Origin of the sequence: Winslowiella toletana, assembly GCF_017875465.1 — a bacterium.
Taxonomy (GTDB): Bacteria; Pseudomonadota; Gammaproteobacteria; order Enterobacterales; family Enterobacteriaceae; genus Erwinia; species Erwinia toletana.
On the sequence record NZ_JAGGMQ010000001.1, the window covers coordinates 2,495,145 to 2,509,514 of the forward strand.

General features: G+C 51.8%; 13 protein-coding genes. 4 read left to right on the plus strand and 9 right to left on the minus strand.

Features of this window, described 5'->3' with window-relative positions:
- Positions 1-177: 177 nt before the first annotated feature.
- From J2125_RS11645 to rfaQ, 3 genes are read right to left on the minus strand one after another with little or no spacing between them, the layout of a single operon-like run.
- Entirely contained in the window at positions 178-1,275 is a 1,098-nt protein-coding gene (locus tag J2125_RS11645) for a glycosyltransferase (RefSeq protein WP_017801565.1), read from the minus strand.
- 3 nt (positions 1,276-1,278) lie between these two features.
- Complete coding sequence (locus J2125_RS11650; RefSeq protein ID WP_017801564.1) at positions 1,279-2,406, minus strand: glycosyltransferase family 4 protein; 1,128 nt, start codon at positions 2,404-2,406, stop codon at positions 1,279-1,281.
- On the minus strand, positions 2,403-3,476 hold the full coding sequence (gene rfaQ / locus J2125_RS11655; protein WP_017801563.1) for a putative lipopolysaccharide heptosyltransferase III: 1,074 nt from the start codon (positions 3,474-3,476) through the stop codon (positions 2,403-2,405). The genes J2125_RS11650 and rfaQ overlap by 4 nt, the downstream gene beginning before the upstream one ends.
- Before the next feature lie 166 nt (positions 3,477-3,642).
- Here rfaQ and J2125_RS11660 point away from each other — a divergent pair, with 166 nt between their 5' ends.
- On the plus strand, positions 3,643-4,617 hold the full coding sequence (locus J2125_RS11660; protein WP_017801562.1) for a polysaccharide deacetylase family protein: 975 nt from the start codon (positions 3,643-3,645) through the stop codon (positions 4,615-4,617).
- The gene (locus J2125_RS11665) at positions 4,604-5,674 is read left to right on the plus strand and encodes a glycosyltransferase family 9 protein (protein WP_017801561.1); all 1,071 of its coding nucleotides are present in this window, start codon (positions 4,604-4,606) and stop codon (positions 5,672-5,674) included. The genes J2125_RS11660 and J2125_RS11665 overlap by 14 nt, the downstream gene beginning before the upstream one ends.
- 45 nt (positions 5,675-5,719) lie before the next feature.
- Here the strand turns inward: J2125_RS11665 and J2125_RS11670 are convergent, their stop codons facing one another.
- The 5 genes from J2125_RS11670 to rfaD form a co-directional block, all read right to left on the minus strand.
- Entirely contained in the window at positions 5,720-6,886 is a 1,167-nt protein-coding gene (locus J2125_RS11670) for an O-antigen ligase family protein (protein WP_017801560.1), read from the minus strand.
- A complete protein-coding gene (locus J2125_RS11675) occupies positions 6,876-7,772 on the minus strand; it encodes a hypothetical protein (RefSeq protein ID WP_017801559.1) in 897 nt (298 codons plus the stop codon). Before J2125_RS11675 ends, J2125_RS11670 begins: the two co-directional genes overlap by 11 nt.
- Positions 7,773-7,970: 198 nt before the next feature.
- Positions 7,971-8,933, minus strand: coding sequence for a lipopolysaccharide heptosyltransferase RfaC (gene rfaC / locus J2125_RS11680; protein WP_017801558.1), 963 nt, complete (start codon positions 8,931-8,933; stop codon positions 7,971-7,973).
- Positions 8,933-9,982 carry an ADP-heptose--LPS heptosyltransferase RfaF gene (rfaF, locus tag J2125_RS11685; protein ID WP_017801557.1) on the minus strand — a complete coding sequence of 350 codons (1,050 nt, stop codon included), beginning with the start codon at positions 9,980-9,982 and terminating at the stop codon, positions 8,933-8,935. The genes rfaC and rfaF overlap by 1 nt, the downstream gene beginning before the upstream one ends.
- Positions 9,983-10,015: 33 nt before the next feature.
- Positions 10,016-10,948, minus strand: a complete 933-nt coding sequence (gene rfaD / locus J2125_RS11690) for an ADP-glyceromanno-heptose 6-epimerase (RefSeq protein WP_017801556.1) — start codon at positions 10,946-10,948, stop codon at positions 10,016-10,018.
- A 235-nt stretch (positions 10,949-11,183) separates the two neighbouring features.
- Between rfaD and kbl the strand changes: the two genes are divergently transcribed.
- A complete protein-coding gene (gene kbl, locus J2125_RS11695) occupies positions 11,184-12,380 on the plus strand; it encodes a glycine C-acetyltransferase (RefSeq protein WP_017801555.1) in 1,197 nt (398 codons plus the stop codon).
- Between the two features lie 11 nt (positions 12,381-12,391).
- Positions 12,392-13,417, plus strand: a complete 1,026-nt coding sequence (gene tdh / locus J2125_RS11700) for an L-threonine 3-dehydrogenase (RefSeq protein WP_017801554.1) — start codon at positions 12,392-12,394, stop codon at positions 13,415-13,417.
- A gap of 42 nt (positions 13,418-13,459) precedes the next feature.
- Here tdh and J2125_RS11705 read toward each other — a convergent pair whose 3' ends face one another.
- The gene (locus tag J2125_RS11705; protein WP_017801553.1) at positions 13,460-14,368 is read right to left on the minus strand and encodes a divergent polysaccharide deacetylase family protein; all 909 of its coding nucleotides are present in this window, start codon (positions 14,366-14,368) and stop codon (positions 13,460-13,462) included.
- Positions 14,369-14,370 lie beyond the last annotated feature (2 nt).

A 14,370-nucleotide genomic window follows, 5' to 3' on the forward strand; every position in this document is an offset into this window, starting at 1 on the left:
TCTCCCTCACACTACTTCATAATCGGTGGCTGGCGGCTCACATGTGATTCTGGCATTTTGGGGTTGTGGTGTGTGCATTCCCTGTTCTCACCGCGCGCCAGGATAATATTGGCGATCTGGTTTGCCCGACACCATTAACTGAGGGCATCGAGGATGTCAGTCAGGGGCCGACCCGGCTTAATCCTTAAGTGACAGGTATTGCTGGCAGATAGGCTGCAGGTCGTAGCTCATTAGCTGCTGGTGATCGATCGCTGGCGGCGACTGCCAGACCTGCGCCATCTTCTCCGCCAGCGACTGGTTTTTCAGATCTGCCAGTACATTGCTCATACCTGCCCGCTGCAGAATTTCAGCTGGCCCTCCCGGGCAACGCGTGCTGACCACTGGTGTACCGCAGAGCAATGCTTCCACCAGTACATTGCCAAAACCTTCACTGTCCGAGCTGAGCACCAGCATCGCCGCATGTTTGATCAGTGGATAAGGATTGGCCTGAAAACCAGCGAAAATTACCCGATCGGCGATGCCCAGCTTTTCCGCCAGCTGTCTGATGCCGGCAATATAGTGCTGATCACCCGTACCGACCAGCAGCAGCCTGGCCTGAATACCTGACTTTGCATAGGCCCTGAGCAGGCGATCATGCCGTTTGTGCGGGTGAAAGCGGCCAACATGGATCAAATACGGTTCATCCGGAAGGGTAAAAGGTTCAGCGGCCTGAGAGAGAATCGCATTGATATCAAATGGATTATTAATCACCGCCAGACGGCGCGGAGAGACTGGCAGGTTTTGTGTCAGATCGTCAGCCACGGCTTGTGATACAGCAACGATATTTTTCCCCTGATAAACATGGCCAATCTTGCGTTGTTTCAGCCAGCGATCAAGACCGCGACGGTGCCCCAGATACGAGGTGGAGAGAATACCGTGAATGCAGAACCACAGTTTTTCCACTGGCAGCGTTTTGCAGCGCGCCACAATGCGGTCGGTTTTGTGCAGATGTGAAAAAATTAAATCAAAATCCCCGGACTGTTGCTCACTGGCAATGATGGCTTGTTCCAGCGCGGCAGCGCGACGGCTCAGTTCGGTGAGTTTACGCCACGGGGTCCTGCTGTGGCTTTCCACTACCTGATAATCAATGCCGTCAGGCAGCGCGTAGTGACAGACGTTACGCAGCGAAAACAGGCTGACCTGATGTCCCATTTGTTGCATTCCTTCGCACAGCGTCAGAACGACTTTCTCCGCGCCGCCACCGGGCAATCCATCGATAATCATCAGTATACGCATCGGTTATTCCAGAATCTGTTGATAAAGAGCAATCAGCTGCTGTGATAAACGTTGGGGTGAGGAACCCATTACGCGTTCACGGGCATGGCCTGCCATACTGCTGCCGATAGCGTGCTCAGGGAGCGCCATCACTGCATCACGCAGGGCAGCAATATCCAGCGCATCACAAACATAGCCGTTTTCCCCTGGGCGAATAAACTCACTGCCGCCGCAGGTGGTGGAAGTTATTACTGGCAAACCGCAGGCCATTGCTTCAAGGATCACATTGGGAAACGGATCGTAAAGCGTTGGGAGTAACAGGCCATCTGCCACCTGATACCATGGGCGCGTATCTGACTGCATTCCGGCAAAAAATACACGGTCACTGCACCCCAGCTCAGTCGCCAGCGCCCGATACTGTTTTTCCGCTTTATCCTTGCCAACCACGACCAGATAGCGATTGGTGTCTGCGATGGCGCGAATCGCTGCGGCCAGACCTTTACGTTCAAACCCGGAACCGACATAGATTAGCAGAGTGGCATTGGACGGCAGGCCCAGTTTTTGTCGCAGCAGCAGGCGATCCGCCTCATCTGCCGGAATAAACTGGGTGGTATTGATGGCATTGTAGATAACGTGGATTTTATCGCTGGCAACGCCAAAGCGCTCAATAATTTCCTGCTTTACCATCTGCGCATTACAGATCACCGCCTTCAGTTCTGGCGCCTGATACATCGCACGTTCGGCCCCCATCACATAACGATGGTAGCGATTGTTCATCAGCAATTTCTGTCGCCATGTGGGCAGCAGGCGGGAACGCAATTCGAGCCAGCGCTGGTGTACACCATCCCCTGCACGGTAGATATCACAGCCGGCAATACGCTCATGGCTCTGCACAATATCAAAATTTTCCCGTTGCCAGAGTGTCCGGGCCGCATTGGCAAAGCCTCGTTCGCGGCTGATGCGCCCCCATTTAACCGGATCGCAAAGATGGAGATGCCAGTTGGCCTGACGTTCTCCCTGCCATTGACGTGTGATGACGTTGAGATCCATCGCTTGCTGATCCAGCGCCTCAAGGGCACGGGAGATAAAGCGTTCGGCTCCACCGTCCGGGCGATATTTCTGACGAACGATCGCCAGCCGAATGGGTTTCATGCTAATAGCCTCCGGGCAACTGACAGCACATGTTCTACCGGGATCGCATCCAGATAGCGTTCTGCGGTTTTGGTATCGACGGCATCCGGGTCTGGCAATGGCGCAAAATCACCGGCCCAGATCACCTCACCCTTGACTTGCCAGGGGCGCCAGAACACCAGTTTTGATGGCCCAAACAGGGCGACACAAGGCGTTTGTAATGCAGCGGCCATATGCATCGGCACGGAATCGACGCCAATAAACAGTTCTGCCTTATCGATCAGCGCTGCCAGCTGCGTCAGTGTCAGCTGGCCCGCCAGGGAAATAACATTCTCGCGTGAGGAGAGATGGGCGGTGATCTTATCAATCATCGCGAGTTCTTTGCCATCAGGCCCTGATGTCAGCACAATGGAATGTCCGTCATCATGCAGAGCCTGTAGCACAGCGGCAAATTTCTCTTCGCTCCAGCATTTGAAAAACCAGCGTGAGGTCGGCTGCACCACAATGTATCTCGTCACGCCATTCAGCAGCTGCTGTACTGTAAGGCGATCGCTTTCTGCATAGTGCATACCAACAGTGCAATCGATCGCGGGCAGTCCAAGCGGCGCCAGCAGCGACAGATTTTGCTCAACGGTATGCAGACTCTGATGATTACCGGTAGGGACTAAATGCGTGTAACAGTGCTGCCAGAGTAAGCCACGGCGTTTGGGGAAATCGAAGCCCAGTCTTACCGGTGCAGCGGTAAAGCGCGTGATCATCGCGCTACGCCACTGGTCGGCCAGATTGACGACAATATCGTAATGCTGTTTTCGCAGGGTTTTCAGTAAACGCCACTCCTGACCAAGCTGATAGCGTACGCCCTGTTTTTTCCAGCGCCGATCGATAGCATAGATCTGGTTGATATCCGGGTGGCAGGCGAGCATGGCGCGCGTTTCTTCATAAAGTAAGACATCAATTTTGGCTGCTGGCCAGGCCGCCTTTAGCGAGCGGATTACCGGCGTGGTGAGTAGCATATCGCCATGATGACGAAACTTGATTACCAGAATACGCGTAATCTGGTGGGGAGAAAGCGGCAGGTTCGGACGTTTCATGCTATATCGCTATCACTGTACAATAATCCAGTCGATGATTCTAAAGCAGACACAGGGGCGTGGCTAGCGCAGCCTCCGCTGTCCCGTTAGGTGACTGAATAACTTTGCGCATTCATCATCCGCTACGTAACATAGCGACCAGGTAAATTTTACGGCAGGAAAGAAAATGGGTAAGCCCGCGTTTATCATCACCATCGATACCGAAGGCGATAACCTTTGGCAAAATCACGATCGTATCGCGACCGAAAATAGCCGGTTTTTGCCACGATTTCAGCAGCTATGTGAAAAATACGCCTTCAGGCCCACCTGGCTGACCAACTACGAGATGGCGGTCGATCCTGAGTACGTGGAGTTTGCCCGAGATATCATCGCTCGCGATAGTGGTGAGATTGGCATGCATCTGCATGCATGGAACAGCCCGCCCCTGTTTGACTTAACCGGTGACGACTGGCGGCATAAACCTTATCTGATTGAGTATCCTGAGGCTAATATCAGGGATAAGGTCAGCTATATAACCCGGCTGCTGGAAGATACCCTACAGGTGAAAATGCGCAGTCACCGTGCCGGGCGCTGGGCATTTAATGAATATTATGCGCAGTTGCTCATTGAGCTGGGTTATCAGGTTGACTGTTCAGTAACGCCACGTGTTAACTGGCAGTTTTCACCGGGTGCGCCGCAGGGCCATGGCGGTACTAATTATCAGCATTTCCCGGACAGGGCCTATTTTATTGATCCACAGGATATTTCCAGACCCGGCAACTCATCGCTGCTGGAAGTGCCGATGAGCATTCAATATAAACATGCGCCATTAATGAATTATGTTAAAACCGCTTATGACCGTCTGCGCGGGAAGCAGCGTAGCCCGTCGGTACACTGGTTGCGCCCGATGGGCGGCAATGTGGAAAAGATGATCAAGGTTGTTGAAAAGACGCTGGCTGGCGGCAGCGATTATGTCGAATTTATGCTGCACTCATCTGAATTTATGCCCGGCGGTAGTCCTACGTTTAAGACCGCAGCAGATATCGACGCATTGTATGACGATCTGACGCAGCTATTTGATTATCTGCACAGCCGTACTCACGGCATGACTCTGGCAGAGTATTATCAGCAAACGATGAGCGATAGCAATGAAGGAAAATAAAGCAAAGTGGGTTAATCGTTTACTAACGTTATATACCGTATTCTCCCGTCATTTAAAAAAGAATAAATCTCTGGATGCCGGAATGGCATTCCAGCGTATTGCTATATATTCGACCACGGCGTTGGGCGATTTAATGTTCAATACTCCAGCGATATATGCGCTAAAGCAGCGTTATCCGCATGCTTCATTTGTGCTGGTTTCCAGCGAAAAGAATCGACCGCTGGTGGCTGACAGTCCGTGGTTTGACGACGTTTTTTACTGGGATAACAAGATTCGGAATGCGCACCGGCTGATTAAACAATTACGTCATTTTAAGCCACAGCTGACGGTGATTCTGCACTCCTATATGCCTTATGACATATTATGTGCCGTGTTATCTGGCAGCGAATATATCATTCGCGATCACTATCGTATTGACAGCCCAATCATGAATCGCTGGTTAAACGGCTGGTCTTCGCTTGCTGACCAGCATTTAATTCAGCGCAAACTGGATATGTTAACGGTTTTGGGATGTCGTAACGACGATCCCCGGATGCGCATCCCGGTGACATGGCCAGCCGGCGAGCCAGCCAGCGGTAAAATCCGCGTAGGTTTTCAGATGGGAGCATCAGAAGCAAAACGCTGCTGGCCGGTTACGCATTTTGTCGAGCTGGCTGCGTTATTGTGTCAGGACGGTAATTACCAGCCAGTACTCACTGGCGGTCCTAAAGATGTGGCTTTAATGCAGCAATTTGAGCAACTGGCAGGTGAAGAACTCTTTTCCCAGGTTGAAAACCGGGTAGGTAAAACTTCGTTAGCTGAATTGTTGACGCTGATTGATGGATTCGATGTATTAGTGACAGGGGATACCGGTCCGCTACATCTTGCCGTCGCGCTGCAGACTGCGACTGTGTGTCTGTTTGCTGATGCCGAGCCGAAACATACTGGCCCGTATCAGGATCTGGAACGGCACTGCATCCTGAAAATTACTGATGATATGCCAGCGAGCAGTCAGCCTCTGGAACAAATCAGCGTGCAGGCGGTGCGTAAAAATATTAGCCAACTGGTGGCTAATTGACTGGCTGATACACCGGCATATTGCCGGTGTATTAATGATAATCGATTACTTTTCCTGACGTTTCGGTAGCGCCATTACTACTGCCAGTGGCAGCCAGAAAATCACCCATGATACGCTTGGGTTACTGATAATAAACATGCCCTGGGTGGAGTAGAATATCAGGCTAAACAGAAACATCGACGTTTCCAGTGCGTGCCCCGCCTTAATTTGCTGCCATCCCATATAAAGACCGTAGGTGATTACACTTAATAGCAGCACTCCACCAATAATACCGCCTTTCAACAGCGTGGCGAAATAGAGGCTGTGAGTGGTATGGACGCGCTGACCAACAACATTAACAAAGTCGAGTTGTTTATCAAAACCCCAGCCAAACCACGGCTTCTGCTGGACATAATGCAGCGCATTTTCCCAGATACCAAAACGCGTAAAGCTCTGTGAATAGCTCCGCTCTATGCGTACCAGCAGTTCATTGGCATTGGCAAAAACGATCACTGACACAATTACTGCAATAATCAAACCGATTATCAGCAGATGGCTGAGATGAATACGTTTAAACAGCAGCAGCGGCACGCAGGCGATTACCAGTGCTAACAATGGACCACGGCTTTGGGTTAACAGCAGGCCCACGAGCAGGAAGGCAACGGGCAAATAAAGCCATTTATGTCCTGTTTCGCGGATAAGGATTAAGCCACAAAAGATACCTATGCCGTAGTATCCCCCCATATCAATAACGTTTTCCGGCGCCAGTGAGAAGCCTGAACCCAAACGATTTTCAAACAGGATATGCTTATCGACATAGTATAAGGTCAATAACAGTAGGACGAGAGCGCCGGAAAAAAACATTGCCAGCATGGTGTTTTTTTTACCCTGCATGGCAACCAGATTAAAAAAGATAACGAACATAATAAGATAAAAACTGTGGGTCAGCTCTGAACTGATTCCCCGCTCTTCAGCACCCCACAGGGTACTGAGAGAGAAGTAGCTGAGGAAAATGGCAAGCACAAACAGACCGGTGTTAAAATCGCGATTGTTAAATACCTTTCCACGGATCTCTTCATTGAAAAGTATGATAATCAGGCACAGCATTAATGCTATATGAAAAAGATTATTGACCTTCCCCAAGCCACCGATCACTGGTAGTAAAAAAAGAAATGCTGCATAGAAAAAATAAAAAGATTTAAATAAAAAAACATTTTTTTTATTAGAGATCATTGGAACTTACCTTTTTGAAAATGCTGCTATCTAATGCACTATTTAGTGAAAGGTTTAACACCTCTCTTTTTTCGTTATTAAATACGCCACTTGCATGTTTAAATGCCGGTTCAATTAATTCGTTGAATTTACTCTCAAGATAACTTGGCGAACAGTCATGTTCATTTTCATAGAAACGGGGCTGCTGGAAATTATTCATATCCAGACCGGCAATAACCACTCTGTTGAACCCCATAAAATGGATCACCTGCAACGCCCAGTACACTACGGTGGCGGCGTCAAAGATGCCTTTGCGAATATCATGCGCAAAAGCGATATTTTCATTCTTTGCGCTGAAACTGATGCTTGCTTCATTCTGGTATTGCAGATGAATCTCTTCAGGCCAAAGCTTAGGCTGGAAAATTTTAAAACAGGCGTCTTCAATGATCGCCACCTGGCAGCGTATGGCTGAAAAACCAAAGTGGTCGATTATTTTTACGATGCCGTGAACAGTGGTGAAAAAAAGAATCTGCGGATCCTTAATCATCTCGCTGACCATGCTCAACCGCTGATCTATAAAAGTCATATCAACAATAATATAAAATCTGAAGCTAGCCCGGTCTTGCAGGAACCAGGAACCGTTCACACCCATCGCAGGCATTTGCTGCAATGGAGCAAAATCGGTTTGATTGACCGACGGACCCGAGGCGACGAGCAGCAGGTCGCCAGAGTATTTTCCCCGCAGATCGGAAAGGTTTACAATCGGTACCTGCTGCCCGCGTAATCTGAGGCTGGTGATATGCCCTTCACTGGCGCGAGTGATTCTGACATAAGGCCACAGATTTTCATTATGGCGATAGCGACGCGGGCGAGTATACCGGTAGATCTGCTTGAAGAATGTTCCCATTTGTACCGATTTTTCCTCATATTTTTAACAACTTATAGTTAAGTTGCTAATGTATTCAGGGTAGAGATGACTGGCGCAGCGCCCAATTTTGCTGATTTTACAGGGCGGCTAAAAAGTGTCCATCAAACTTCCCCTATAAATATGAAGAATCTTTTGCCAGTTTTAACATCGGATGAAGGATTTGTTCATCTTCTGGCGTTAAAACAACGTCACAAGTTTTTGCATCACGTTTTCAGAACTAATTGAGGCTATCTTTTGGTCTTCGGCTTTCACCACAAACTGATTCTTCCCATACCCCCCAATCAGACCAGGATCCGTAGGGCCATACAGCGTGATATTGGGACGGTCGAGCGCCGCGGTTAAATGGCTTAAACCGGTATCAACAGACACTACCGCTTTAGCACCGGCCAGGGTTCGCGCCACTTCTTCCAGCGTCAGTTTCGGTAATACATCAACGTGGTCAAAACCTTCCGCCAGCCGCTCTGCGCGCTGACGTTCATGCTCGGCGCCCCACGGCAGTTTAATGCGCAACCCGGAAGCGGCAACTAAACCGATCAGCTCGCGCCACTGCAGTTCCGGCCAGTGCTTGCTGTCACGGGTAGTGGCATGCAAAAACACCAGGTACGGATGGGTATCGATCGGCGGTTCCGCCAGAAAATGCGCCGCAATGCCGTAATCGCCAGAGGTGGTGGGTTTTTCGTAGCCCAGACTTTTGGCGAACAGTTCGCGCGTGCGTTCAACCGCATGCTGATGCTTATCAATTTCGTGGCGTTTGTCATACCACCAGCTGGCGAAAGGTTCACGTGCGCTGCGACTGTCCTGGCCATGCTTAACGCCTTTTGCCAGACGGGTAACCAGCGCCGCGCTTTTGATCAAACCCTGGGCATCGATCACTACATCATAGCTGCGTGATTGCAGCTCGCGTTTAAACTGCACGCGCTCTTCACGCTGCTGGCTGCCAAACCAGTGTTTGCGCCAGCGACGAATCGCCACTGGCAACACGCGGTCAACGGCCGGATGCCATGAGGGGATTTGGGCAAAGCCCTCCTCCACTGCCCAGTCAAAGCGGATGCCCGGAATGGCATGCATCGCATCGGTCAGCGCTGGCAGCGTATGCAGAACATCGCCCATCGATGACGTTTTAACAATCAGAACCTGCATTAACTCTCCTGGCCCGGTGCGAGCAGGTTTTCCAGCTCAGCCATAACGCGAGCGGGCTGAATATCAATCAAGCTCTGGTGATAACCCTGTTCGGCATCACCTTTGCGAACTTTGTGGTAGCCGGTAATCAGGCGGATAACGCGCGCCTGCTGCGACAACGGCGGGGTAAAGTCCGGGCTGCTGGGGCCATACAGCGCCACCAGTGGACGATTAAGCGCCGCGGCAATATGCATCAGACCCGAATCATTACTGACCACGGCACTGCAGTGAGCCAGCAGAATCACCGCCTGCTCCAGCTGAGTTTCACCGGCCAGATTACGGCAGAATGGACGCGCCGCTTCCGGTAGTGACTGAATTATCTGCTCGCCGGTTTCATGATCTTTCGCCGAGCCAAACAGCAGCACCTGCTTACCTTGTTCAATCAGCTGCTGCGCCAGCGCTGCATAGTGATAATGTGGCCAGCGTTTGGCCGGGCCAAATTCGGCGCCGGGACAAAAACCGATGGCCGGGCGCTCAGTGGTGAGCGCAAAAGCAGCCGCGGTGGTCACTTTTTCCGCGTCACTGACCTGCAGCTGCGGCCAAAGCAACGGCTGTGGCAGATCGCGTGCGGTTTTAATCCGGTCCTTGTCATAAGCAAGCGCCACATAGCGCTCGACCATTAACGGGAAGGCCGGTTTATCCAGCACGCGCAGATCATTCAGCAGGCCGTAGCGCATTTCACCACGCCAGCCGATGCGCTGTCTGATGCCAGCGAAGAAGGGCACTAACGCCGATTTAAACGAATTAGGCAGTACATAGGCACGATCATAGCCCTGAACGCTTAGCGCTTTACCCAGGCGACGGCGCTCGGCAATTTCCAGTGCGCCGTGTCCCAGCGGCATCGCCAGCGCCTCGTTAACTTCCGGCATGCGGGACAGCAGGGGACGGCACCACGCAGGCGCCATCACGTCAATCACCGCCTCAGGATATGCAGCCTTCAGCGTGCGATACAGACTTTGCGACATCATCATGTCGCCGACCCATGACGGCCCGATCACCAGAATTTTCATCGACGAGATTGCCTTCCTTATGCGTGATATGCGTTATGCGTCGCGGTTCAGCCAGGCCATATATTCTGCTACACCTTCCGCCACCGTTTTAAACGGCTTGTCATAGCCCGCAGCCCGCAGCTTAGTCAGATCGGCGAGGGTGAATGCCTGGTAACGTCCTTTCAGTTTTTCCGGGAATGGCACGTATTCAATTTCACCTTTCTGGTGATAATTCAGTGCAGCGTCCGCCACTTCCTGGAAGGATTCGGCACGGCCGGTACCGCAGTTGAAAATGCCGGAAACGCCATTTTTCCAGAACCACAGATTCACCGCCGCCACGTCTTCAACGTAGATAAAGTCGCGTTTAAAGCCGTCGCTGCCTTCAAACAGTTTCGGATTTTCGCCGTTATTCAGCTGAGTGTTCAGGTGGAAAGCCACACTGGCCATGCTGCCTTTATGGCCCTCACGCGGACCATAAACGTTGAAGTAACGGAAACCACAAATCTGCGATTCAGCTTCCGGCAGAATCTGACGCACATACTGGTCAAACAGCACTTTGGAGTAGCCGTAGACGTTTAGCGGCTGCTCATACTGACGCTCTTCAATAAAGTCGGTGTTGCGACCACCGTAAGTGGCGGCGGAAGAGGCGTAGAGGAACGGGATTTCACGCTCCAGACAGAAGTGCAGCAGCTCTTTAGAGTACTGATAGTTGTTATCCATCATATACTTGCCATCCCACTCGGTGGTGGAAGAGCAGGCGCCTTCATGGAATACCGCTTCAATGGTGCCGAAGTCATCGCCGGCGACCACGCTGGCGATAAAATCTTCTTTATCCATATAGTCAGTGATATCTAAATCCACCAGATTGACGAACTTGGTGCCGTCTTTCAGGTTATCCACTACCAGGATGTCATTAAAGCCGTCGTTATTGAGCGCTTTAACAATATTGCTGCCAATAAAGCCAGCGCCGCCAGTCACGATAATCATGAGCTTAACCTTAACCTTGAACAGTGGCATGAAACAGGAGGTTTCATACGCTTATAACACTCATCATAACATTTCATTGGCGGGCAGACAGCCAGATGAGTCCGTAACGGAATGTAACTGATGTCTGATGGCGTGATATATGCTGCAAAATTGACAATCGGTATGGTGATTTATCGTTTAAGTCGCTTCTCTTCAGTAATATGTGCCAGAGGTTGGCTAATAATGGAGGGCAAACATGAGCAGGAATTTTTATCGTCAAATCAACGATCAACTGGCGGAAAGCCGTCAGGAAGGTCTGTTCAAAGAAGAACGCATTATTACTTCGCCACAACAGGCTGATATCGAAACAGGCGACGGGCATCATGTCATCAATTTTTGCGCCAATAATTATCTCGGGCTGGCGAATCATCCGGCGCTGATTCTGGCGGCCAAAGAGGGCATGGACAGCCATGGCTTTGGCATGGCTTCGGTGCGCTTTATCTGCGGCACTCAGGATAGCCATAAACAGCTGGAAAAACGGCTGGCAGAATTTCTCGGTATGGAAGACGCCATTCTCTACTCCTCCTGCTTCGACGCCAATGGCGGCCTGTTTGAGACACTGCTGGGCGCTGAAGACGCCATTATCTCGGATGCATTAAATCATGCCTCGATTATTGATGGCGTGCGTCTGTGTAAAGCCAGACGTTATCGCTACGCTAATAATGATATGGGGGAGCTGCAGGCGCGGCTGGAAGAAGCGAAAACGGCGGGCGCACGACATATTATGATTGCCACCGATGGCGTCTTCTCCATGGACGGTATTATTGCCAATCTGCAGGGCATTTGCGATCTGGCTGATCGGTACGACGCGCTGGTGATGGTGGATGACTCCCATGCCGTCGGTTTTGTCGGCGCCAGCGGACGCGGCACCCATGAATACTGCGAAGTGATGGGTCGCGTCGATATTATTACCGGCACGCTGGGTAAAGCGCTCGGCGGCGCATCCGGTGGCTATACCGCAGCCAAAAAAGAGGTGGTGGAGTGGCTGCGTCAACGTTCACGGCCCTATCTGTTCTCCAACTCGCTGGCGCCGGCAATTGTGGCTGCCTCAATCCGCGTGCTGGATATGCTGGCCGAAGGTGATGGCCTGCGTCAGCGCCTGTGGAATAACGTCCGTTACTTCCGTGAAGAGATGACCAAAGCCGGATTTACCCTTGCTGGCGCCGATCACGCGATTATTCCGGTGATGCTGGGTGAGGCGACAGTGGCGCAGGAGTTTGCGCGCCTGCTGCAACAGGAGGGGATTTATGTCACCGGTTTCTTCTATCCAGTGGTGCCGAAAGGCGCGGCGCGTATCCGTACTCAAATTTCAGCTGGCCATAGCCAGCAGCAGCTGGTGCGCGCGGTAGAGGCGTTTACGCGGATTGGTAAGCAACTTAACGTTATTGGCTGAGAGGTGAGGCGATGAGAGCACTGGCGAAACTAAAGGCGGAAGCTGGCATCTGGATGACCGAAGCGCCGATTCCGCAGCCGGGCCATAACGATCTGCTGATTAAAATCCGCAAAACCGCCATCTGCGGCACTGATGTGCATATCTACAACTGGGATGAATGGTCGCAAAAGACGATTCCGGTGCCGATGATTGTCGGCCATGAGTATGTTGGGGAAGTGGTGGCGATTGGCCAGGAGGTGAATGGCTACCAGATCGGCGATCGCGTCTCAGGCGAAGGCCATATCACCTGTGGTCACTGCCGTAACTGTCGCGCCGGGCGTACCCATTTATGTCGTAATGCCATCGGGGTTGGCGTTAATCGTCAGGGGTGTTTTGCCGAGTACCTGGTGATCCCGGCTTTTAACGCCTTTAAAATTCCCGACAATATCTCCGATGAGCTGGCGGCGATTTTCGATCCCTTTGGCAACGCGGTCCATACGGCGCTCTCTTTCGATTTAGTCGGTGAAGATGTGCTGATCTCAGGAGCCGGACCAATCGGCATTATGGCCGCGGCGGTCTGCAAACATGTGGGCGCACGCCATGTGGTGATCACCGACGTCAATGACTATCGTCTTGAGCTGGCGCGCAAAATGGGTGTGACGCGCGCAGTGAATGTTAATCAGGAAAACCTGAATAAAATCATGGGCGAGCTGGGAATGACCGAAGGGTTTGATGTCGGACTGGAGATGTCCGGCGCACCACCGGCGTTTCGTACGCTGCTGGCGGCGATGAATCACGGCGGCAGGATTGCGCTGTTGGGTATTCCGCCTTCGGAGATGTCGATCGACTGGAATCAGGTGATCTTTAAAGGGCTGTTTATTAAAGGCATCTATGGTCGCGAGATGTTTGAAACCTGGTACAAAATGGCGGCGTTGATTCAGTCCGGCCTTGATTTAACGCCGATTATTACCCATCGCTACAGCATTGATCAGTTTCAGCAGGGGTTTGACGATATGCGTTCCGGTCAGTCCGGCAAAGTGGTATTGAGCTGGGATTGATTTTGCCGGTCAATGGGCGGCGTTATCGCCGCCCATGCCAAATCAGAACAGTTTTTTCAGCGTTTTTACCGGATAACTGTCGGCAATGCTGTCGCCAATCACGCCGAGCACACGGGTGGCCGGCACTGGCTGCGTGGCGTTTTTATTGATGCACAGCTCACCGCCATGGAACGGATTACGCGGCTTAGCCGGTTTGCTTTCCGGCGGCAGCGGCTTGTTGTTGATGCGTTGCGGTTCGTTAAGCAACTGACCCGGGCGCACCAGCGTAATATCCGCTGGCAGCGTCGGCAGCATCTGCTGCAACACTTTTACCGTGGTCGGATGGGGATGGCCGATAGCGATAGCTGAACCATCGCGCCGGGCAAGCCGCACCGCGCGGGTGAACTGCTTGCGGATCTCAGCTTCATTCTGACTGTCGTCAAGGAAGACACGGCGTTTAATCACTTTCACGCTGGTTCCCGCCGCCGCACGCGTGGACTGACTGTTGGCGATAGTCATGCTGTCGAGAAAGTAAAAGTTATAGTGATCGAGCACCTGCATCACTTTCTGCATGCCAGGCAGGCTGGACGTCATGGCGCTACCCATATGATTGTTCAGACCGACCGCATAAGGGACGCTCTTCACCGCGTCACTGATAATGCGTGCGATCTCGGCGCTGCTCATCTCCGGGTGTAAGGTATCTTTTTCCAGCGGTTGCTTGCTGAGTGGCGCCATTGGCAGATGGATCAGGACTTCATGGCCGCGTTGATGAGCTTTGGTCGCCATCTCGCGGGCATGGGGAGCGTTTGGCAGTACGGCGACGGAAATCGCTGGCGGCATCTGCAAAACCTGATTTTCCTGGGCGGGACGATAACCGAAATCGTCAATAACGATAGCCAGTTTCCCGGCATGGGCTGAGCAGGTAAATAACAGACTGCTCAGGAGTCCGGTGAGTTTTAAGCGCTGAAACAAGA